Annotated in this window: 18 protein-coding genes; 13 read left to right on the forward strand and 5 right to left on the reverse strand. The window is 46.7% G+C overall.

What is annotated here, in order from left to right:
- Positions 1–130 precede the first annotated feature (130 nt).
- From CWI76_RS09370 to CWI76_RS09410, 9 genes are all read left to right on the forward strand, one after another.
- On the forward strand, positions 131–901 hold the full coding sequence (locus tag CWI76_RS09370) for a nuclease-related domain-containing protein (protein WP_126760085.1): 771 nt from the start codon (positions 131–133) through the stop codon (positions 899–901).
- A gap of 9 nt (positions 902–910) precedes the next feature.
- Positions 911–1327: a c-type cytochrome gene (locus CWI76_RS09375; RefSeq protein WP_126760086.1), complete on the forward strand. Its 417-nt coding sequence runs from the start codon at positions 911–913 to the stop codon at positions 1325–1327.
- 136 nt (positions 1328–1463) lie between these two features.
- Complete coding sequence (katG, locus tag CWI76_RS09380) at positions 1464–3680, forward strand: catalase/peroxidase HPI (RefSeq protein WP_126760087.1); 2217 nt, start codon at positions 1464–1466, stop codon at positions 3678–3680.
- A 57-nt stretch (positions 3681–3737) separates the two neighbouring features.
- Positions 3738–4613 (forward strand): LysR family transcriptional regulator, encoded by an 876-nt coding sequence (locus CWI76_RS09385; RefSeq protein WP_126760088.1) that lies wholly within the window; start codon positions 3738–3740, stop codon positions 4611–4613.
- Between the two features lie 90 nt (positions 4614–4703).
- Positions 4704–6860: a TonB-dependent siderophore receptor gene (locus tag CWI76_RS09390; RefSeq protein ID WP_241968003.1), complete on the forward strand. Its 2157-nt coding sequence runs from the start codon at positions 4704–4706 to the stop codon at positions 6858–6860.
- 14 nt (positions 6861–6874) lie between these two features.
- Positions 6875–7984, forward strand: coding sequence for a PepSY-associated TM helix domain-containing protein (locus tag CWI76_RS09395; protein WP_126760089.1), 1110 nt, complete (start codon positions 6875–6877; stop codon positions 7982–7984).
- A gap of 86 nt (positions 7985–8070) precedes the next feature.
- Positions 8071–8688: a glutathione S-transferase family protein gene (locus CWI76_RS09400; protein WP_126760223.1), complete on the forward strand. Its 618-nt coding sequence runs from the start codon at positions 8071–8073 to the stop codon at positions 8686–8688.
- Position 8689: 1 nt separating this feature from the next.
- Positions 8690–10201 carry a flavin-containing monooxygenase gene (locus CWI76_RS09405; protein ID WP_241968005.1) on the forward strand — a complete coding sequence of 504 codons (1512 nt, stop codon included), beginning with the start codon at positions 8690–8692 and terminating at the stop codon, positions 10199–10201.
- The gene (locus tag CWI76_RS09410) at positions 10198–11124 is read left to right on the forward strand and encodes an alpha/beta fold hydrolase (protein ID WP_126760091.1); all 927 of its coding nucleotides are present in this window, start codon (positions 10198–10200) and stop codon (positions 11122–11124) included. The genes CWI76_RS09405 and CWI76_RS09410 overlap by 4 nt, the downstream gene beginning before the upstream one ends.
- On the opposite strand, the gene CWI76_RS09415 is transcribed toward CWI76_RS09410, so the two are convergent.
- A complete protein-coding gene (locus tag CWI76_RS09415) occupies positions 11121–11564 on the reverse strand; it encodes a nuclear transport factor 2 family protein (protein ID WP_126760092.1) in 444 nt (147 codons plus the stop codon). The genes CWI76_RS09410 and CWI76_RS09415 overlap by 4 nt on opposite strands.
- Before the next feature lie 94 nt (positions 11565–11658).
- Between CWI76_RS09415 and CWI76_RS09420 the strand changes: the two genes are divergently transcribed.
- Positions 11659–12642 carry a sensor domain-containing diguanylate cyclase gene (locus CWI76_RS09420; RefSeq protein WP_126760093.1) on the forward strand — a complete coding sequence of 328 codons (984 nt, stop codon included), beginning with the start codon at positions 11659–11661 and terminating at the stop codon, positions 12640–12642.
- 37 nt (positions 12643–12679) lie between these two features.
- Here CWI76_RS09420 and CWI76_RS09425 read toward each other — a convergent pair whose 3' ends face one another.
- Together CWI76_RS09425 and CWI76_RS09430 are read right to left on the reverse strand one after the other, a co-directional pair.
- Positions 12680–14836: a TonB-dependent receptor family protein gene (locus CWI76_RS09425; RefSeq protein WP_126760094.1), complete on the reverse strand. Its 2157-nt coding sequence runs from the start codon at positions 14834–14836 to the stop codon at positions 12680–12682.
- Positions 14837–14924: 88 nt separating this feature from the next.
- Positions 14925–15380, reverse strand: coding sequence for an EVE domain-containing protein (locus tag CWI76_RS09430; RefSeq protein WP_126760095.1), 456 nt, complete (start codon positions 15378–15380; stop codon positions 14925–14927).
- 83 nt (positions 15381–15463) lie between these two features.
- Between CWI76_RS09430 and CWI76_RS09435 the strand changes: the two genes are divergently transcribed.
- The 3 genes from CWI76_RS09435 to CWI76_RS09445 are packed head-to-tail and all read left to right on the forward strand — an operon-like array spanning position 15464 to position 20379.
- Entirely contained in the window at positions 15464–16462 is a 999-nt protein-coding gene (locus tag CWI76_RS09435; RefSeq protein WP_404409684.1) for an LLM class flavin-dependent oxidoreductase, read from the forward strand.
- 3 nt (positions 16463–16465) lie between these two features.
- The gene (locus CWI76_RS09440) at positions 16466–17710 is read left to right on the forward strand and encodes an APC family permease (protein WP_126760097.1); all 1245 of its coding nucleotides are present in this window, start codon (positions 16466–16468) and stop codon (positions 17708–17710) included.
- A 26-nt stretch (positions 17711–17736) separates the two neighbouring features.
- A complete protein-coding gene (locus tag CWI76_RS09445) occupies positions 17737–20379 on the forward strand; it encodes a bifunctional diguanylate cyclase/phosphodiesterase (protein ID WP_198678604.1) in 2643 nt (880 codons plus the stop codon).
- Here CWI76_RS09445 and CWI76_RS09450 read toward each other — a convergent pair.
- Both CWI76_RS09450 and CWI76_RS09455 read right to left on the reverse strand, forming a co-directional pair.
- On the reverse strand, positions 20365–21654 hold the full coding sequence (locus CWI76_RS09450) for an anti-phage deoxyguanosine triphosphatase (protein WP_126760098.1): 1290 nt from the start codon (positions 21652–21654) through the stop codon (positions 20365–20367). The two genes, CWI76_RS09445 and CWI76_RS09450, sit on opposite strands and share 15 nt — an antisense overlap.
- The gene (locus CWI76_RS09455; protein ID WP_126760099.1) at positions 21651–22331 is read right to left on the reverse strand and encodes a class I SAM-dependent methyltransferase; all 681 of its coding nucleotides are present in this window, start codon (positions 22329–22331) and stop codon (positions 21651–21653) included. Before CWI76_RS09455 ends, CWI76_RS09450 begins: the two co-directional genes overlap by 4 nt.
- Positions 22332–22336: the final 5 nt, after the last annotated feature.

A 22336-nucleotide genomic window follows, 5' to 3' on the forward strand; every position in this document is an offset into this window, starting at 1 on the left:
GACGTAGTTTAGGAAATTTCCATCAAATTGGCGACCTAACAAATTGATACAGCTTGGCATTTGTGTGCATTAATGGACATTTCATTTTGTTCACGCTATTAAATAGTGAAAGAAGCGCTAAGGAGTAGCCATGAAAAGTCAGAAAATTTCACCCCTCAAAGACAAGCCTCTCAGAAATCCGGGTGAATCACTTGATCGGCGCTTGATGGATATTTTTTTAGATAAAGTCATCTTTTATGTGATATTAGCCTTCGCATTAACATTTTTGTTAGGAAACATCTGGTGGATTTGGTACAAGCAAGAAATTCCGAATCCGATTATAAGTTCAATTATTTTGGTCCCAGTTATTCTATTTTGTATTTTCAAGATCTTTAGAGGGCTCAAAGAAACAAATAAAATCAAACTCGGCCGCGACGGCGAAAAAGCGGTAGGTCAATTTCTTGAACGGCTTCGTTTGGATGGTGCGCAAGTATTTCACGATATTGAAGGTGAAAACTTTAACCTCGATCATGTTGTGATTCACCGCTCTGGTGTGTTCGTGATTGAAACGAAAACTATGTCGAAATCGAGCAATTCCAAGTCGGTATTATTTTACAATGGCAAACAAATATTGCGTGGCGGTAAGCCATTGCAATCAGACGCTATTACCCAAGTTAAAGCTGCAAGCGCATGGCTACATAAATTACTTTTTGAAAGCACCGGTAAGCGGTTGCCGGTAAAAGGTATCGTGGTTTTTCCTGGGTGGTATGTGAAAACAACGGATTTAGGTCGCTCCGCCGAAATAGCGGTATTGAACCCCCAAGTCATCCCGAATTATTTGGCCAATGGTCGGCAGCAACTCCGAGATGACGAAGTTCATATGAGCGCGTATCATCTGAGTCGTTATATTCGTACGAAGTAGAGGTATTTTGTGAAAAGGTTGATTGGGATATTGCCGTTGATTCTGTTGTTGGGTTGCGAATCAATTGGGCCGCAAGCTCAATCGTCAACACAAACTTCAACCATTCCAAACGACCCTGCCGTCATTGCAAAAGGTGCCAAAGTTTTCAAATACAAATGTTCTGCATGCCACAGCATGGATCCGAACAAGAGCCAATTCTTCGGCCCTCATTTAGCCAATATATTCAATCGTGAAATTGCGACAATTGAAGGTTACACGTTTCCTGAAACCACGAAGCAACATGATATTGTTTGGACAGAGTCGACGCTTTACGAGTGGTTAGAAAATCCACAAAAAATGGTCAAAGACATGTGCCTGCCGTTCACTGGCTTACCAAAACAAGAAGACCGTGACGCGCTCATGGCTTACCTCAAATATGGTGGTTGAACCACGTTTTTACTGGCAAAACAGCACTTTCGATTGATCTAATCGAATTTTCCTGTTTGGAGTTCCCTCGCAGAATCGACTATTTCTACTATAGTCAAACTGACTCAGAAACAGTCCTTTTTGGAGGAATCATCTCATGTTCAAGAAATCCATCCCGATGCTATCGGCTGCAGCGGTTGCTGTAACTATGGCATTTTCATCAGGTGCAATGGCTGCTCCTGATAACAAATCTCAAATGTTCTGGTGGCCAGATAAACTCGATTTAAGCCCGCTTCGTGATCACGACGTCAGCTCAAATCCAATGGCTGATTTTGATTACGCCGAAGCGGTTCAAAAAGTCGATTTCGATGCGGTGAAAAAAGACATCGAAGCCTTAATGACCGATTCGCAAGATTGGTGGCCAGCTGACTACGGTCACTATGGTCCATTCTTTATTCGTATGGCGTGGCACGGTGCTGGTACCTACCGTATTCACGATGGTCGTGGTGGTGCAGGCGGTGGTCAACAACGCTTTGAACCACTCAACAGTTGGCCGGATAACGTGAGCTTGGATAAAGCGCGCCGTTTGTTATGGCCAATTAAGCAAAAGTACGGCAACAATTTATCTTGGGCCGACTTAATGGTGCTCACCGGTAACGTTGCCCTTGAGTCGATGGGTTTTAAAACCTATGGCTTCGCTGCTGGTCGTGAAGATGATTGGGAACCAGATGAAGTGTATTGGGGTCCTGAGAAAAAATGGTTAGCCGACGAGCGTTACAGTGGCGACCGTGAACTTGAACGTCCGTTAGCAGCGGTTCAAATGGGTTTGATTTACGTGAACCCAGAAGGTCCGAACGGTAACCCTGATCCATTGCTGGCCGCGAAGGACATTCGTGATACGTTCGGTCGCATGGCCATGAACGACGAAGAAACTGTCGCATTGATTGCCGGCGGTCATACCTTCGGTAAAGCGCACGGTGCTCACAAGCCTGACGAATGTCTTGGCGAAGCTCCAGCTGGCGCCCCAATTGAAGAACAGGGTTTAGGCTGGAAAAACAAATGTGGTAAAGGTCACTCTGAAGACACCATCACCTCAGGTTTAGAGGGTGCATGGACGGTGAACCCAATTGCTTGGACCACTCAATATCTTGATAACTTGTTCGGTTTTGAATGGGAACAAACGCGCAGCCCAGCCGGTGCTATTCAGTGGATTCCAAAAGACGGTCAAGCGTCAAACTTGGTTCCGGATGCGCACATTCCTGACAAACGTCATGCGCCAATTATGTTCACCACGGACTTGTCGCTGAAGTTTGACCCTGAATATCGCAAGATTGCGAAACGCTTCCAAGAGAACCCTGAAGAGTTCGAATTGGCATTCGCAAAAGCGTGGTTCAAGTTGACTCACCGTGACATGGGACCACGCGCACGTTATGTGGTTGATTCATCGCCAAAAGAGCCGTTGATTTGGCAAGATCCGATTCCGGAAGTTGACTATGAGTTAATTAACGACCGCGACGTGGCGAATCTGAAGAAGAAAATTTTAGACTCAGGTTTGTCAGTGGCTGAGTTAGTGCGTACGGCTTGGGCATCTGCAGCGAGTTTCCGTGGTACCGACATGCGCGGTGGTGCGAACGGTGCACGTATTGCCTTGGCTCCTCAGAAAGATTGGGCGGTTAACAACCCGAAAGAGCTGAAGAAAACTTTGGCAACTTTGGAAAAAGTTCAGAAAGACTTCAACCGTTCGTTGCCAAAAGGTAAGCGCGTATCACTAGCTGATGTGATTGTGTTAGGTGGTTCAGCGGCTGTTGAAAAAGCAGCGAAAGACGCTGGTTACGATATCAGTGTGCCATTTGCACCAGGTCGTAATGACACAACACAAGAGTGGACTGACGATTCATTTGATGTGCTAGAACCGAAAGCTGATGGCTTCCGTAACTACTACACCAAAGATGCATTGATGTCGCCTGCCGAAGCTTTGGTTGAGCGTGCGGACTTGCTGACACTGACCGTGCCTGAAATGACAGCATTAGTTGGTGGTATGCGTGCACTTAATGCTAACTATGGTGGTGCGAAGCACGGTGTATTCACGAACCGTCCAGGACAATTAACCAACGATTTCTTCGTGAATTTGTTGGATATGAGCACCGAATGGGCACCTGCGAAAGACCAAGAAGGTGTTTACGAAGGTCGTGACCGTAGCTCAGGCGAATTGAAGTACACCGCTACGCCGGTTGATTTAATCTTCGGTTCAAACTCAGAGCTTCGCGCAATTGCTGAATTCTATGCACAGAGCGACACAGATGAGAAATTTGTGAATGACTTTGTTGATGCGTGGGTAAAAGTAATGCGCCTCGATCGCTTTGACCTTGAGTAATCAAGAAAAGTAAGTATAAAGGGAGCTTCGGCTCCCTTTTTCTTTGGAGATTCAAGCATGGCGCGTTCAACCATTGAACAGTGGCGAATGTTTAAAGCAGTAGCAGATTTTGGCGGCTTCCAGCAAGCCGCTGATCATGTGCATAAAAGCCAGTCAACGGTGCACCATGCAGTGAACAAATTAGAGGAGCAGTTGGGAGTTCAATTGATTGAAGTGCATGGGCGCAAAACATCGGTGACCCATGCTGGCCATCAGCTGCTTCGCCGTATTAATTACTTATTAGCAGAAACTGAGCGGCTCGAGAATGTGGCGCAAAATCTCAAACAAGGTGTCGAATCAAAGCTGGCAATTGCGGTCGATGAAGCCTTTCCAAAAGATGTGCTGTACCAAGCACTTGCAGAAGTTTCGAATGAATATCCAATTGTCCATTTAGAGGTCATTGAAACTATTTTGACCGGTGCCAATGAGCTACTAAATAAAGGTATGGCTGAAATTGCCTTATCGCCATTTACCTTGGCCAACGAGCTAAGCGAAGATTTATGTCAGTTGGAGTTTATTGCGGTTTGCGGTGCCGAACATCCGCTGTCGCAGAAGAAAAATGTCTCGCCTGAAGATCTGAAACATTATCGCCAAATTGTTCTGCGTGATTCCGGTGTTGAGAAGAAAACTGACATTGGTTGGCTCGGCTCTGAGCAACGCTGGACAGTCAGTCATTTAGCTACTTCTATCGAATTGATTCAAAAGAATTTAGGCTTCGCGTGGTTACCGCGTCGAGCCATTGCCAATGCGCTACAATATGGCTTATTAGTGCCGATTCAACTCACCCGGGGCGGTACTCGAACCACCAACTTTTACCTGAATTTTCGTGACGCCGAAACGCTTGGTCCAGTAGCACGCAGCTTCATTGGACATGTTCGTTTCCTGACCAGTTAATAAAATAACAAAACGTTATTGCGAATCATTCCTATTTGCATTAGGATCGCTGCCATTATCTGTTATTCATTTATTTACAGGGGTATGGACGTGATCAAGTTGTCTGCAGTAACTTCAGCTCTCATTTTGGCGGGTATGCCGTCTGCTTTTGCTAGCTCACTTGAGCCGCAAACCACCGAAGCGATCGAACGATTAGAAATTCGAGGTCAGCAACAAAGCGGTTATCTTGCCGGAGATCAACAATCAGCTTCGAAACTTGATATCAGCGTGAAGGAGACGCCACAAACGGTAACTGTGGTTACCCAAGAGAGAATCCGTGATTTTGCCCTGAATGACATCAACAAAATTCTCGAAACTTCAGCCACGATTAACGTTGAACAAGTTGAAACCGACCGAATTTATTACACGTCGCGTGGCTTTGAAGTTAATAACTTTCAGGTTGATGGTTTAGGTCTCCCGTTAATTAATAGCAATACCCATGGACGTATCGACTCAGCTGTGTATGAGCGTGTCGAGGTCGTGCATGGCGCAAATGGCATCATGACCGGTGTCGGTAGCCCTTCGGCAACCGTTAACTTGGTGCGCAAACGGCCAACTTCAGAAACCCAAAATAATATTTCAGCAACCTTAAGTTCCTGGTCGGGCAAGCGCGTTGAAGGTGATTTTTCTGGTGCGTTAACTGATTCATTACGAGGCCGATTGGTTCTCGTGAATGATGATAGCGAGTCGTATCTTGATCGTTATGAGCATACTTCGCAGGTTGTTTATGGAGTGATTGATTATGCGCCAACCAGTAACACGCTGATTACCGTTGGTCATAGTGAACATCGTAGCGATACCGATGGCAATATGTGGGGAGCGATTACCTTACATTACGGCGATGGTACGCCGACAGATTTTGACCGCTCGGTAAATATTGCGGCCGATTGGTCGAACTGGACTGTGGAAGAAAGCCGTAGTTTTATCGACATCGAATCGGCGCTGAACGACGCATGGACATTGCGTGTTGCCTATAACCGAGTTCGTACTGATGAAGACAGTTTCTTGTTTTATACATATCTGCCAGACCCTTCAACGGGGTTGGACCCGGAGACCGGTTTAGGTCTGTTAGGCTATGGTAGCGAGTACGATCTCAATGACCAGCAAGATACCCTTGATGCTTATGTGACTGGCAATTTTGAACTGGGTGGTTTAGACCATCAGGTCGTTTTTGGTGCAAATTATGCGCGCTTAGATTACATCGATACGTCGTTGTATGACTTCCACACCGGTAATGGTTTTCCAGCGATGCCCGCGTTGCAAGATTGGGACGGCAACACGCCATTTCCTGAATTTACCGACGGTTTAGCTGGCAGTGAAATCGACAACACACAAAAAGCGCTATATGCCCAAGCGCGCTTCAGTTTAGGTATCGACACCAAATTGTTGTTAGGTGGTCGTTACAATGAATTTAAAACCGACGGCATTGGTTATGGCGTGGATCAATCGCGAGATGATGCTGAATTTATTCCGTACTTCGGTGTAACCCATAATCTCAACGATGCAACAACGGTTTACGCGTCATATACCGAAACGTTCGAAGCGCAAAACCTACGTGATCGTGACTTCAATCGGTTACCACCATTAACGGGTGAAACGGCTGAAATTGGAGTTAAAACGGAATTATTTAATGGTGGCGCATTGTTGTCGGCAGCTTACTTCGACGTGACACAGAAAAATCTGGCGGTTGGTGATGGTACTGTGACTAATCCAAACACCAATGCGCCGGAAACGGTTTATCGTGCGGCAGATGGGATAACTAGCAGTGGTTTTGAAGTTGAATTGTCAGGCGAGATTGCTACCGGCCTGCAAGGCAGTATTGCAGCCACGGCATTTGAGCTTGATGGTGATGCAACCGTTGAAGACTACACGCCTGAGAATTTATTCCGTGCGGCCTTAACTTATCGTCCAACGTCTGCGGAAGAATGGAAGTTTGGCATGAGCTATCAGTGGCAGGATACCATCTCTCGCGTGCAGGGCATTGTGGGCGAAAGTTACGCCAATGCTGGCGAGACGATTGTTACAAAACAGAATGCTTATGGCCGCTTAAATTTAATGGCGAGCTATCAATTTACCGATAGTTTGCTGTTGTCGTTGAACGCGAATAACGTCACTGATGAGAAATATATCAACAGCTTGTTGTGGCCGACGCAGGGTTACTATGGCGCACCTCGTAATTATTCTGCAACGCTAAGCTATTCGTTTTAAAGGTTTAACCAAGGATGCGAAAGACTCTCCATAAATGGCATGGTTGGGCGGGGATCATTTGTATGATCCCCTTTCTTCTTATTTGTCTTACCGGCAGTATTTTAGTTTTCAAAAAAGAAATTGATGCGCTATTGCTGCCGTCTATTGCAACGTTGCCCGCTACCGAGCAACCGCGGTTACCGTTGACCGAGTTGACTGCCAAAGTCAACTCGCAGTTACCGGACTACGAGTTCGGAAGTTGGGAAATTTTTCCGGCTGGTCATGATGAAGCCGACCGCATCTTTATGATTAAGCGTGGGACTGATGAATGGCACAAAGCTCATTTGAATCCATACACGGGTGAGCTATTGAGTCAGCCAACAGAAACTGGTCACTACTTAACCGACTGGCTGGTTGAGTTTCACTACACGCTGATGCTTAACGATCTTAAACACTTGCCCGAACACCTTGGCTTGATTATCGGGCTCATACTGTCGATTTTCTTGCTGTTTATGGGTGTGTCTGGGCTCATTATGTACCGACGTTTTTGGGCGCGTTTGTTCACTTTGCGTTGGAATCAGCGCCTGCTTGCCGTGTTCAGCGATTTGCACAAAATGGTTGGTACGTTTGCTTCACCAGTACTGTTGGTGCTGGCGATTACTGGCGGCTACTACAATATTCTGATTTTTTATGAAGAGTGGACAGAGCATGCCGATGGTGCCGAGCACCATATTATGACAAAGCGACTTTATCATACGAACCTCGATATTGACTCATTGGTTGCTGACAGTCAGCAGCGCATCGACGGCTTTAAACCGACGTATTTACTATTCCCGTATGAGCCAGAATTGCCATTCACGATATTTGGGCGTGCCCCAACAGCGAATCCGCTATTGAGTAACTATGGCAGCGTGAGCAATTATGATCCGCATACCGGCGATTACATGAGTACTTACAACCTCAATGAACAAGGTGTTGGCGCGAAAACCCTCGATAGCTTTCGCCGATTGCATTTTGGAACTTTTGGCGGCTTACCGGTAAAAATTATCTGGAGTATCGTCGGGTTTACGCCGTTACTGTTAGCAATAACCGGCACCTACGTGTGGTGGCAACGACGTAAAAAGCGTGTGCGTCGAAAGGCTTAAAAACTAAGAAAACAAGCGCTTGCGTTGTCGCTGAAGTTGTTTCATTGTGTGTCCTATTCAATGAATAGAACACACAGGAACACATGATGAAAATTTACGAAACCGCAACAGCACCGAACCCGCGCCGCGTACGTATGTTTTTGGCCGAAAAGGGCTTATTAGATCAGGTTGAATTCATTCAGGTTGATATTGCCAAAGGTGAAAACTTAACGCCTGAGTTTGTTGCCATGAACCCAATGAAAAAAGTGCCGGTTGCGGTGCTCGATGATGGTACCAACTTGGCTGAAACCATGGCGATTTGTCGATATGTAGAAGAAGCCCATCCTGAGACTCCCAAGTTACTTGGTGATACACCCAAGCAGAAAGCATTGATTGAGCAATGGCTACGGTGGGTCGATTTTTACCTGATGACGCCAGTAGGAATGTGTTTTCAGCATACTTCAGGTTACTTCAAAGACCGTATGAACTGTTTTCCGGATTACGGACAAGATTGCTACGGTGCCGCTGAAAAGTTTCTCGATTTCTTAAATGATCATTTGAAGAATAATACATACCTGCTTGGTGATGATTTCACCGCTGCGGATATCAATGCGTTTGCAACCGTAGCATTTGCGCGCGTTGTAAAATTGCGCATTAAAGATGAACAAACCCATTTGCAAGCGTGGTTTGATCGCATTAATAAGCGTGCGTCGGCAAAGGTGTAATTTGTTGCAAGAAGCTCCAACAACGTCGCCGCAGCAACCTATCCATGTCGCTATCATTGGTACGGGATTCGGTGGACAAAGTGCGGCGATTCACCTACTCAAACAAGAGCAGCTCGACTTTGTCATGCTTGAACGGCGTTCGTTTATGGGCGGAACTTGGTGTCAGAATAGCTATCCCGGTGCACAAGTCGATGTACAGTCGCCACTTTATTCGCTGGCATCAGAGCCGCAAGCGTGGTCACAAATGTTTGCTGAGCAAGCGGAGCTGGAGGCCTATACCAACCGCGTCATTGATAAGTATCAGTTACGCGAAAAAACCGTATTGAACTTTAACGTCATTCGCTTAACGTGGTTAGACGAATCTCGTTGCTGGAAAATTGAATCGGAATCGGGTGATAGTTTGTATGCGCGCTATGTGATCAGTGCGCAGGGTCCGTTGAGCAATCCGGTTATTCCTGATTTTAATGGCCGAGAGCGTTTCCAAGGGAAAAGCTTTCATACTAATCAGTGGGATCACAGTTATGATTATCGCAACAAACGCGTTGCGGTAATCGGCAGTGGCGCGAGCGCGGCGCAGGTGATTCCGGCAATTGCACCAGACGTTCAACACTTACATGTATTTCAACGCACCCCACACTGGGTTTTACCTCGTCCAGACCGAACCTTTTCACCGACGATACGAAAACTCCTGGGCAATAAATTTGTGTATCACGCATTGCGGAAAACCATTTATTGGGCTCTGGAATGGCGGGTTTTTGCCTTCAAATATGCGCATGGGCTAATGCGGATTTTTGCCCAACGACCGGCGTTAAAGCATTTACGCAAGCAAGTACCTAATGAGGTTTTAAGGCGAAAGCTAACACCGGATTACACCATCGGCTGCAAACGCATCATTGTCTCGAATACACTCTATCCGGCGCTTAGCCGTGAGAATGTCACCTTGCATGATAAACATGACGGCATTGCGGAAATAACCGAGAACGGCATCAAAACAACGCAAGGCAGCAACATCGAGCTTGACCTTATTGTGTATTCAACTGGGTTTGACGCCACCGATGGTGCGGTTGGGTACGAGATTATCGGTCGCACCGGAAGTACCTTGAAAAACTTTTGGCATGAGTTTCCTCGCGCCTACCTCGGTACGACGTTGCCTAAATTCCCCAACTTATTCTTGGTGACGGGGCCGAACACGGGTATTGGACACACTTCAGCGATATTCGTGATTGAATCGCAGATGCAATATATTATGCGAGCACTGCGCTTCGGCGATAAACATGGCGGCTTACTGGAAGTAACTGAGCAAGCCGAGGCAGATTACACGACAATGATTCATCGTGAAATGCGTAAAACGGTTTGGCATAGCGGCGGTTGTAACAGCTGGTATAAAAGCAAAAGTGGCCATGTTATCGCAATGTATCCCGGTTTCAGTTTTGTGTACCGAATGAAGGCTCGCCGATTTAAACCACAACATCATCGTACGACTACCAACGCTATTAGGCAGGAATCGTCATGAAAAAATTTCTGGTTACGTTAATTGTCTTGGTTTTTGCCGCTTGGCTGGTCTCGTTGCATCCGCGCGTTGGTCTTGCTGTTTACGATGCTGTTGGTGTTATTGAGGCAAAGCTTTATGGGTTTGAAAAGTCGTTCGTTCGTATTAATGAGATGGAAATGGCGGTGTACGAACGTAACACGCTGAATACCAGTGAAGCGGTGATATTGCTACATGGTTATACGGGCTCAAAAGAGCTGTGGTTGCGTTTCGCGAATCAATTAGATGAGCATTATCACGTGATTATTCCTGATTTAGCAGGCCACGGTGAAACCGGCTACTTTAGCGGCTGGTCGTATCGTGCATCAGCGCAAGCCGAACGTATTGCGCAATTGATGGAAACCCTCGGTTTGGAGCGGGCGACAATTATTGGCAACTCGATGGGTGGCATGATTGCTGCTAACTTTGCCATCATGTACCCGCTTAAGACCAATAAAATAATCGTGTTCAATCCAGCCGGTGTTACTGCGCCAGAACCAAGTGAGACTGAACGGCTGTTTGCGCAGGGTGACTCGCCATTTGAAATAGATAATGCAGATGAGTTTGCGGAATTTTACGAATTAACCATGGCACAACCACCGTTTATACCGGAGTTTGTGTTACGCGGTATGGCATTGCGCTATAGCGAGCGAAAAACCGAGTACGCCCATATCGCGACAGATTTTCGCTTTCACGATTTACTGGATAATCGATTAGAGTTGATTCGTGCACCGACGCTCGTCATTTGGGGTGACCAAGATCGTATACTCAGCCCGTCTGCAGCGCCGATATGGCAGCGTGGCATTCGCCAGAGTGAGTTGCATATTTTTAAAGGCATTGGTCACATGCCAATGGTAGAAGTGCCGCAACAAGCGGCACAGCGTGTCACCGAGTTTCTTGAGAATTAATTGCTGGCGCGGGTCGCATTCCAGTTTACCGCTTGCCAGCGACCATCACGTTGAATGAATACCCCGCTATTCAAGAAGGTTTCGCGTGAGTAACCGGCGTTGTTATCGGTGTGACTCACTAAGGTGAAGTTGACCACCGCGGTTTCGCCGTAAAATTCTATTTGAATGTCCTCAGCGGTGTAATAGTTCGTCAAAGGCTCCTCGGTAATTTCGCCGCCAGAACGAACACCATCCATCAATTCGCTTTTACCAAAGCGCTTGCCGCTTGAGCTGGTGTAAACCAACTCGTCGGCCCAAAATGCATCATGAACTGCGGCACTATTGATACTGGCACCTTCCATGAACCAATGTAAAGTTTTGGTAATGTCTTGTTCACTGCTTTCCTGCGCAAACCCAGTAAAACTAAGGGCTAGCAACAAAACGGTCATTATTTTTCGCATGGCATTCTCCTTAATCTGTACTACATTAATCTCAATGTATTAAATTCAATAAAAATATGTATCAATTATGTTTATTCAATAAGAGAGCGCCGCAGTGAAGCAGGTCCCATTTAATCCCGAAGAATTGAATTTATTCTTCAAGCAGTTATGGAAAAAGTCGTTAAATCCGTTCTGGATCTGTAAGCCAATTGCTGGCGATTTTGAAATGGTTCTCGCCAATCCTGCAGCACTTAAACTCGACCCTTTACAAAAACCAGGTACAAAATTTTCAGAACTGATTGCCACTGGAAAATATCCTGATGGCATTCTTGATGGTTACCATAAATGCTTGGCCGACAAGTTACCATTGGAATTTGAGCAAACGCCTGTGGTAAATGGCAAAGAGTACCTATTTCGTACATTCTTGGTACCAATTGTGAACGATAATGATGAAGTAACCCACATTTGGGGAACGTCACATAATCTCACCGATTTTATCGACCCGCAGCGTGAATTACTGATGATTAACCAGTATCTGGATGCCAAAGTGCAGGAGCGCACCGAACAATTGAATCAAGCCATGAAGCGGCTTGAGAAATTGACGATTACCGACGAGCTCACCCAGCTCGCAAACCGGCGTTATTTTGATGATGCGCTGCAGAAAGAAATAGCTCGGGCGAAACGTAATAACCAACCTTTGGCGTTAATCTATTTTGATATTGATTACTTCAAAACATTTAATGACACCTATGGGCATACCGCTGGCGATAAATGCCTGAAACGTGTCGCTCAAGTGTTATCTCACCACGCCCAGCGTGCAGCCGATGTTGTGGCGCGTTATGGCGGAGAAGAATTCGTGATGTTGTTGCCGAACTTAAACTGTCAGCAAGCTTTACAAGTTGCTGAGCGAGTGCGCACCGAAGTTGCTGGTCTTAGAATTCCAAACCAAGAAACCGAGGCAAAAGTTGTCACGATTAGTGCAGGTGTAGCGGTTATTAAAGAATCGAGTTTCAATGCAGATACGCTATTAAAGCTTGCAGATAATGCGTTGTATCAAAGTAAGTCAAACGGTCGTAATTGCAGTTTAATTGCCAGCTAACAGTGACTTGCTAGCCGGCAATCAACTTGCACACTTATTAGAAGCTGTATTCTAAACCAACAGATACTGTTTGTGGCTTGTTCGGGCGCGCACCGTGCGGTGTGCGTGAAACAATGCGTTGTTGGTCAAACAGATTATCAACTTTCAAGAACACTGTTGCCTGCTGACTCAGTGGGTAACGGCTAATTAAATCAACCACAAATACTGACTCAGTGTAACTAAATGGTGATTCATTTTGATTACATCCAACACGTACGCAGGTTTCGTCCATGTACTTGGCAACCACATAGTTATTCCAACCAGAATCATGCTCTAAACCAAGACGCATACTCATGGTGTGCTCTGGAATGTCTGCTAAGCGGTCGCCTTTCGCCACGCCTGTAATTGGGTTATCAACGGATATTTCGGCATCACTAAAGGTGTAATTGAAGTGCACTGGTAGGTTGAATTCACCTGCACGCAATTCATGGCCCAATTGAAACTCAAGACCCTGCACCACCGCTTCACCGGTTACATAGGTACCTGAAGTTGCGCCGTTGCTACATGGGCTAGCTAACGAACAAACTTCTGCTTGGTTATTAAAGTCGCTACGGAACGCAAGTGCTTCAACAAACCAACCATTGGTGTATCGTACGCCAGCTTCATAGTTCGTGCTGGTTTCTGGCTCGTCGGTTTCAGAAGCGCCACCACCAATTGGCGAGAAGCCGCGGTGAACACCGGCCAATACCTGCCATGCGTCATCAAGATCATAGGTAAACGACACGCCCGGTAACCATTCTTTGGTAGTATTTGAGCGATAGCTACCAGGTACTGAACGGTCAGGCACGCTGAACTGTTCGCGGAACGTTTCGACGTTCTCGTAGCGTAACGCGAGGTTAACGAGTAAGTCAGCAGAGGCTTGCCATGCGTCATTGATCCAGAACGTACGCGCATCACCACCTTCTAAACGATTGTCACCGCCGGTTGGGGCAATCACGCTATCAAACACTAAGCTGCCGTTGATTTGATCATACACTTCAATTGGCTGATAACGGTCTAACGTATCGTTATGGTCACGTACACCAACGTTAAGGGTGTGATTAGCCAGCATGGTCGTCATATTCAATTCAACGCCATATGATTCGTAAGCACGGTTACCGTGGGTGTAACGTAAATCTTGCGCATCCATGGTGCCATCTAGAATGGCTTGCGCCTCGGCGTCGCCAGCATTGGCAGCATTAATGAACGAGTTTGTGCTGGTTTTGAACCAATCACGTTTGTATTCATTGCGATAGGCAATGGCACTCAAACGCGAGTTATCGGTAACGTCCAATGTGTAAGTTAACGAGTAGCCGTTATGCTGGTTGGTCATTTGATCAATTTCAGACAAACCATAACGACGGTTCGGATTCTCAGCGAAATCAGCATCGGTTAATCCCGCATAGGTTTCGTTTGATACTTGCTCTGAATACTGCACTTTGGCCAACAAGCTCTGACGCTCGCCCGTCCAGCTAAACTTCAATAAGTAATCTTCAATATCGAAACCAGCATCGCGAGAACTGCGATCAATATCTTTAAAGCCGGCGCTGCTGCGCTGTACGGTGTCAATTAAGAAACCAAAGTCGCCAGAGCGGCCGCCATAATAAGCGTGTATATCTTGCGTATTAAATTCGCCCATTTTTGCCACAATCTTGCCGCTATTTTCTAGTGGAATTGGCGTGGTGATCATGTTGATGACGCCGCCAGTTGTTTGTGGACCGTAACGTAATAATGGCGCGCCTTTGAGAACCTCAATGGTGTGCATACGATACGCTTCAGGGAAATAGTACGCAGCAGGGTCAATGTAGGGTGCTGGTGCGATCATTACACCGTCTTCCATCAAGGTTACTTTACTACTACGACCGCCAGCTGCGGCACGAATACCAATATTTGGACGTAGACCTTGACCATCTTCTTCGCGAATATAAACACCCGGAACAGTTTTTAAGAGTTGGTTGATATCTGTGTTTGCTTCAATGGTGAGCTGTTCATTGTCAATCACTGCGCTTGATCCGGCAAGTTGACGTGCATCTTCTTTGCTACCGATGATTTGCAGAACTTCGTAGATGTTTTCTTGGTTCTCAGTTGCTGTGCTTTCTACTTCGGCGGCATGGGCGCCAGTTACTGACAATCCTAGAATCGAGATAAGTGCGAGTGATACGCGAGATGGTTGCATTGATATTCCCCCGATAAATACAAATGTAAGAGGGTGCGAATTATAAATAATAATAATTCGCATTTGCAACCATGAATTTTGTAAGTGATTAAATAAGCGCTAAAACTGCGTCTCGCTCTGCTTTGGTAAACGGCACCACACTTAATCGGCTACCCTTTTTCACGAGTGGATTTTCAGTCAACTCAGGCAGTGATTTCAGTTTATCCAGCGAAATCACTTGCGGAAATTTACGCACGAACTGTAAATCAACGGCATCCCAGCGTGGCTTTTCTTTCGTGCTTTTACTATCAAAATAAGGTGATTCGGTATCGAACTGTGCCGGATCGGGGTACGCTGTTCGTGAAACACGCACAATACCAACAACGCCAATTTTTGCGCAGCTTGAGTGATAGATAAACACTTCGTCACCTATTTGCATGTTCCGCATAAAGTTTCGTGCTTGGTAATTGCGCACACCATCCCAACGAATCACATCACTCGGCTTGTTGGCAAAATCGTCGATACTGCATTCGTCTGGCTCGGTCTTCATCAACCAATACTGCATATTTATCTGCCTTTATAAGAAATTACATAATTGTTTGTTAGCATACTAAAATGTCTCACAAAGAAGTAGTTACAGGAGCTGTTGTGGCTGTACTTTCTGTCTTAGATTTAGCACCGATTACCGAAGGTAGTAACGCCCGCGAGTCGTTACTCAATTCCGCCGATCTTGCTCGTCATGTTGAAGCTTGGGGATATCATCGCTATTGGATGGCCGAGCACCATAACATGACCGGTATTGCCAGCGCCGCTACGGCTGTGGCCTTGGCGTATATCGGTTCGCAAACGAAAACGATTCGAATTGGAGCGGGCGGTATCATGTTACCAAACCATGCGCCATTGATTGCTGCGGAGCAATTTGGAACCTTGGCGGCACTGTTTCCAAATCGTGTTGATTTAGGCCTAGGGCGAGCGCCTGGTACCGATGGTGCAACGTTGCGTGCTTTGCGTCGCACCTATGACAGCGCGGACTCTTTTCCGGCTGATGTGCAGGAGTTACTGGGGTATTTGGCCGACCCAAAACCCGATCAAAAAATTAAAGCCGTCCCAGGTTCTGGCTCTAATGTGCCTGTTTGGTTATTGGGGTCCAGCTTATTTGGAGCCCAGCTTGCGGCGCAACTGGGTTTACCTTATGCATTTGCTTCGCACTTTGCACCGGATTATCTCCATCTGGCAATCGAAGCCTATACCAATAACTTTAAACCGTCACAGTACCTTGATAAACCCTACATTGCTGCGGCATTAAACGTGTTCGCGGCCGATACCGAGCAAGCGGCAAAACGCCTTAAAAGTTCGATGCAACTGCAATTTATGGCGTTGCGTCAAGGGAATCCTGGCCCGTTACCGGCGCCACTCGATAATATCGAAGACAAAGTAGACCCTATGGCATTGGCGGCAGCAAATCATGCCTTGAAATATTCTGCAACCGGATCAGCAGAACAAGTGCATCACTATATGCGTGATTTCAAAAAAGCGACTGGCGTTAATGAACTAATTCTTACCTGTCATGCGTATGATCATAAAGCGCGGTTGCAAAGTTTTGAGATTGCTAAAGATTGTCGCTTCGATGAGCCCAATAAAGGATAAGTAATGAGCCAGCCTCACCCACAACTTGTTCGTAGTGCGTCGCTCGGCGGCGCTATTTTGCTTGGACTGGGCTCAATTATCGGTACCGGAGCCTTTGTTAGTGTTGGCTTTGGCGTTGAGCTAGCGGGCTCTTGGATCATTTGGGCTCTGTTGATTGCCGCTGCTGTAGCTACTTTTAATGGTCTGTCGAGTGCTCAACTGGCGGCTATTCATCCGGTTAGCGGCGGCACGTATGAATACGGTTATCAGTTTTTGAACCGGCAACTGGGGTTTACTGCAGGTTGGCTATTTGTACTCGCCAAAAGCGCAAGTGCCGCCACGGCAGCTTTAGCTGTTGGCGTGGCGTTACAAACATGGCTTGCAGGACCAACTTGGCTAGTACAAGTATTTGCGGGGTTGACGCTGTTGCTATTTACCTTGCTCGTACTTGGTGGCTTACGACGTTCCAACCGCGCTAACGCAATACTTGTTGCACTTGCGGTGGGCGCGCTAATTGTGTTTGTTGCGGTGAGCTCACAAACGCCGATGCCCTTAGCTGACATAAGCCATGAACCGAGTTGGCAGAATTTATTGGCAGCAGCAGGCTTGCTGTTTGTGGCTTATACCGGCTACGGGCGCATCGCGACGATGGGCGAAGAAGTGCAAAACCCGCGTCACGTTATTCCGCGCGCGATTCTTGCGACGGTGGTTGTGGTGACGCTGTTGTATGCAGCCATTGGCTGGGGAATTTTGCACTATGTGCCATTAACCACGAGCAGTGATTTTGTTTTATCGAATTTGATGCCTGAAGGAGTTTGGCGACAGCTCGTCGCAATTGGTGCCGTGGTGGCTATGTGCGGGGTCATTTTGAACCTGATTTTAGGTGTGTCACGAGTAGTTCTAGCCATGGCTCGGCGCAGCGATTTGCCGCCGAAATGGGCGCAGTTAAATGAGCAAAGAACGTCAGCACCAGCAGCAATCTGGGTTACCTTTGCGGTGATGTTGCTTATTGTCTTGGTTGGCGACTTGAAAATTGCGTGGTCGTTCAGTGCATTTACGGTATTGGTTTACTACAGTATTACGAACTTAGCAGCGCTACGGATAAAAGCGGAAGATAGATTCGTACCGCGTTGGATTTCTCTTTTGGGATTAATAAGTTGCCTTTCATTAGCGGCGTTTATTGAGTTGCAAATTATGTTTGTTGGGCTCATATTGATCGGGGTTGGTCTTCTTTGGCACGCCTATCGCGCAAGTCAACGCATGGATTAGCATCACAACGTTAAGGAATAAAGTGAGTGGAGCATTATTCAGGCGGAATTATTATTGGGTTGGCATCGGTGCTCCTCATCGCATTGCTGTTGGCATTGATGTTTTGGTTACGCGCGCGGAAGCAAACAAAACATCTACAAGCGTTTATTGACGCTGAATACGATACCCTGAGTTCGTTGGCGCAAGAGCACCCCTTAAGCAAAAAACTATCTGATATTTGTGAGCTCGTGGAATTACAAATTCCCGACTGTTTTGCATCGGTGATGATGGTCAATGCAAAAGGTCTGGCACTCGATGCTGTTGCCGTTAAGTCGCTACCACCTGAATTTACAAAGGCGTTGCAAGATTTACCCATTGCCGATGGCGTGGGCGCTTGTGGTACCGCGGCCGCAATTAAACAACCGGTGATTGTGGAAGATATGCTCAATGATTCTCGATTTGAGGCATTTCTAGCCCTTGTTGAGCAATTCAATCTCCGCGCCGCTTGGTCATATCCAGTTTTTTCTCCAACCGATCGACGTTTACTTGGTACTTTTGCGCTGTACTCAACGCAAGCGTGTACCCCCAAACTTAGTGAAGAGCGATTGATTGAGCGTAGTCGCGATCTCATTTCATTAGTTATTGCACAACACCAAGACCGTATTGAACGTTTGCGCAGTGAACAGCAAACCGCATCGCTATTCGAGCATAATCCTGAAGCGGTGTTTACCCTTGATTTGAACGGTCACTTCACCAGTGTCAACAAGGCCTGTGAAAAGCTAGTCGAGTTAAGTGCTCAGGAGCTTATTGGTCAGCCATACGATATCGGTATAGTTGAAGAAGACAAAGCGTTAACACGAGAGCATTTTGAAGCCGCCAAACGCGGTGAGCCGCAGCATTATCAGTTAAGAATATTTAATAGCAAAGGCGCGTTGAAGAAACTCGAAATTACCAATATGCCGATGATTGTTGACGGTAAAATTGCAGGCGTGCATGGCATTGGTAAAGACATTACTCAACAGAGTGAGTATGAGGAACGCCTGCAGATTCTGAACCGCAGTGTCGAAGCAAGTACCAATGGTGTGGTGATAAGCGATGCACGCCGACCAGGCTTTCCGATTATCTATATTAACCCAGCGTTTACCGCTATTAGTGGCTATGAAGCTGATGAGGTCATTGGCCGCAATTGTCGATTTCTGCAAGGACTCGATACAGACCCGAATACTGTCAGAGAAATAGCTAGTGCGTTGCGCGAGCAACGCGAAATTCGTTGTACTATTCGCAACTACCGTAAAAACGGGAAGCCATTTTGGAATGAGTTGATTATTTCACCTGTGCGCGATGTGAATGGCGAAGTGAGCCACTTTGTTGGCTTACAAAATGATATCTCTGAGCGAGTTGAGCGCGAAGCGGAGTTGGCTTACAACGCGGAACACGATGTGCTGACAGGATTACCGAATCGAACTGCGTTAGAACGATTTCTTCAACGTTCGGTAAGTAATAATGAAGCCCGTGTTTATGTCCTATTTATCGATTTAGATGGCTTCAAGCCGGTGAATGATAGCCTTGGGCATGAGTGTGGTGATCATATCTTAGTGCAGACAGCTCAACGCCTAAGTAGCGTTATGCCTAAGCAAGATTTACTCGCTCGATTTGGTGGTGATGAGTTTGTCGCGGTTATTCAAAGTGTCACTCGTGATGAAGATGTGATCCCATTGGCGCGTCAAATTCTGAGCCAATTTGATGCGCCGTTTGTATACGACGATGCGGAAGTCAGTTTATCTGCCGCCATTGGTATCGCCAGCAGCGAAATTGCCGTAAAAAACCCAAATGAGCTGATTCAACAAGCTGACGTGGCTATGTATGAAGCAAAACGCCGCGGCAGTGGTACCTACCAGTGGTTTTCGCCAGATTTAGATCTCGATACCCAGCAACAAATTACGCTTCGCGCGCAGTTGCAAGATGCCATTCAAAAAAATCAATTTGAAGTATTTTATCAACCCATTGTGTCGCGCACAGGCAGTATTGTTGGTGCCGAAGCGCTAGTGCGTTGGAATCATCCTGAGCGAGGGTATATCTCTCCAGCGGATTTCATTCCATTAGCTGAGCGCACGGGACAAATAGTGGCGATTGGTACTTGGGTATTAGAACAAGCATGCGAAGATTTAGAGGTATTGCGAGAGGCCGGTGTTGGCCAGGTGAGTGTGAATTTCTCACCGATGCAATTTTATCGCGATGACTTTATTGAATCGGTCGCTCATTTATTGAAAAAATTTCAAATCAAGCCAAACCAATTGGTCGCCGAGATCACTGAGAATGTATTGTTACGCGACTCAAGCGGCGCGTTAAAAATGATGGAAGAATTGCGTGAACTTGGGCTAGAAATTGCGTTGGATGATTTTGGTACGGGCTTCGCAAGTTTGAGTTATTTGAATGTGATTCCAGCACAGAAGCTCAAAATTGACCGTTGTTTTGTGCAAGATATAGACAGCAACCCGCGTAACGCCGCTATTACTCGCGGGGTGCTCACTATGGCCGCTGAGTTGGGCATTGAAGTGGTTGGTGAAGGTGTGGAAACCGAGGCAGAGCGTGATTATCTCACGCGATATGCCTGCGATTTCATGCAAGGCTACTTGTTCTGTAAGCCATTGCCATTAGCCGAACTGTTAGCGTGGTTAAACGACGAATAGGTTACGGTACATACGCTCAGCATAGTCGTCAGTCATGCCTGCAACATAATCACACAGGACACGATCAGCGGCTTGCTGGCCTTGATCCTGTTGCGCTTTTTGCCAACGTTCGCGCGTGTTGCGCGGCAACAATCGCAAAGGCTCAGTGTGTAGCGCCGTAAACAAATCGAGCAGCATATTTTGGCTACGATAGCGCAGTTGCTGAATCGACGGTTCGTTGATGACATGCTCAAACACAACATCTTTTAAACTCTTGAGTAAGTAAGCTTCAGGTTGCGGCAGCGTCGCGTTATAACGAATCAATGGCTCTTGAGCATCGGTTAACACTTCTTCTAAGCGAACCGTCGTAACAAAAATATTCACCAAAGCACCAATGGCATTCTTACGTTGATGATGTTCACGCGCAAACAGCTGTTCGCCCAACTCTTGCATGAGCGTCGCTAAGTCACCCGGCAACTGATCAATCACGGTATCGACGTGTGTATGCCATTGACTCTCGCTTAAAGTGCCAGTCACTACAGCGTCTTCAAGATCGTGTACTCCGTAGGCAATATCATCGGCAAGTTCCATCAGCGAGGCGTCGAGAGCCTTATGTTTGGATTTTTGCCACGGTGCGGCAGGAAGTTTATCCACAGCTTGAAACAGTTCTCTGTCGCGCTTAGATAAAGGCTCCAATACCCAATCGAGTAAATCAGCATCACAGGCAAATAGTGCCTTTGCTGGTTTCCACTGCGCTAGGCTACCTGGATGAGAAAGATTTTCAGGGGCGCTAAGTGGCGGCATCAATACCGGATATTTTAGTAGCCCAAGCAACGAGCGGCGAGTCAAATCCATCCCATGTTCAGGGTGATAGGCCTCGAGTTTACCGACAATTCGGAAGGTTTGTCCGTTGCCTTCAAAACCGCCGGAACCGAGCATTTTAAAATGCAGCGCTGTTTCGCCCCCGTGACCAAATGGCGGATGGCCAATATCGTGAGCCAAACACAGCGTTTCCATTAAATTCAAATCAGGCAAGTGCTGCGCTTCATCGGCACTGCAAACCTGCTGCAATTGATTAATTAAGGAGGCGCCAATTTGAGCCGCTTCAAGACTATGCGTGAGACGCGTTCGATAAAAATCGTTCTCTCCCACGTTCATAATTTGGGTTTTTGATTGTAACCGTCGAAATGCTGCGGAGTGTAACACTCGCGCGCGGTCGCGCTGCCATGGTGTACGTAAATCGCCCGGGCGATTTGATGGGCCGCCAGAGCGACGTTGCTGCCAATGCGAGGTCATGCGATGCGTTCCTTACCAATTGCTACCTGTGATTTTCTAAAAATTACCACATCACGGGGGTAAATAGTCAGTTCAAGGGCAAACTTTGTTGCCAAATACTGAAAAGTGCTCTCATGGAAGAAAGCAATATGAGTGGGATCATTTCGATAACCCCAACCGGCGAATCTATCGACACTGGTCCAGCGTTGGGTCATGATGCCGAGATAGCCACCAGGTTGTAAGCAATCTAATAGCTGATGAAACACGTGAAGCGGTGCTGCGACATGTTCAATAACTTCAGTACAGGTTACGAAATCGTAGGTTCTTTTCAGTCGTTCAGGCTTGTGCTCATAATAAATATCATAAGTGGTACAAGGTCGGCCTACTTCATCAAACATCAAGCTTAATGTGGGGCCGGGACCGCTGCCGAAATCGAGCCCACAAGTGCCAATTGGCAAACGGTCGCACATGGGGTCAAACAAACGTTTCAGAAACTGCCGATAGTGCACGTCGTTTGGGTTATTGCGGTGTAAATCGTAAATGCGTTTTTCGTTCTCTGAATCGAGTTGAAAGGTTGCAGGCACATGAATTAATGCACATGTCGGGCATAAATAATACTCGCGTTGTGCAAGCGGGCCGCGTTGCTGGGTATATAGCAACGCGGTTGCAGAATCGGCGCACAAAGGGCATTCGGGCATGTCAA

The sequence above is a fragment of the Pseudidiomarina marina genome (assembly GCF_003987045.1).
Classification (GTDB): domain Bacteria; phylum Pseudomonadota; class Gammaproteobacteria; order Enterobacterales; family Alteromonadaceae; genus Pseudidiomarina; species Pseudidiomarina marina.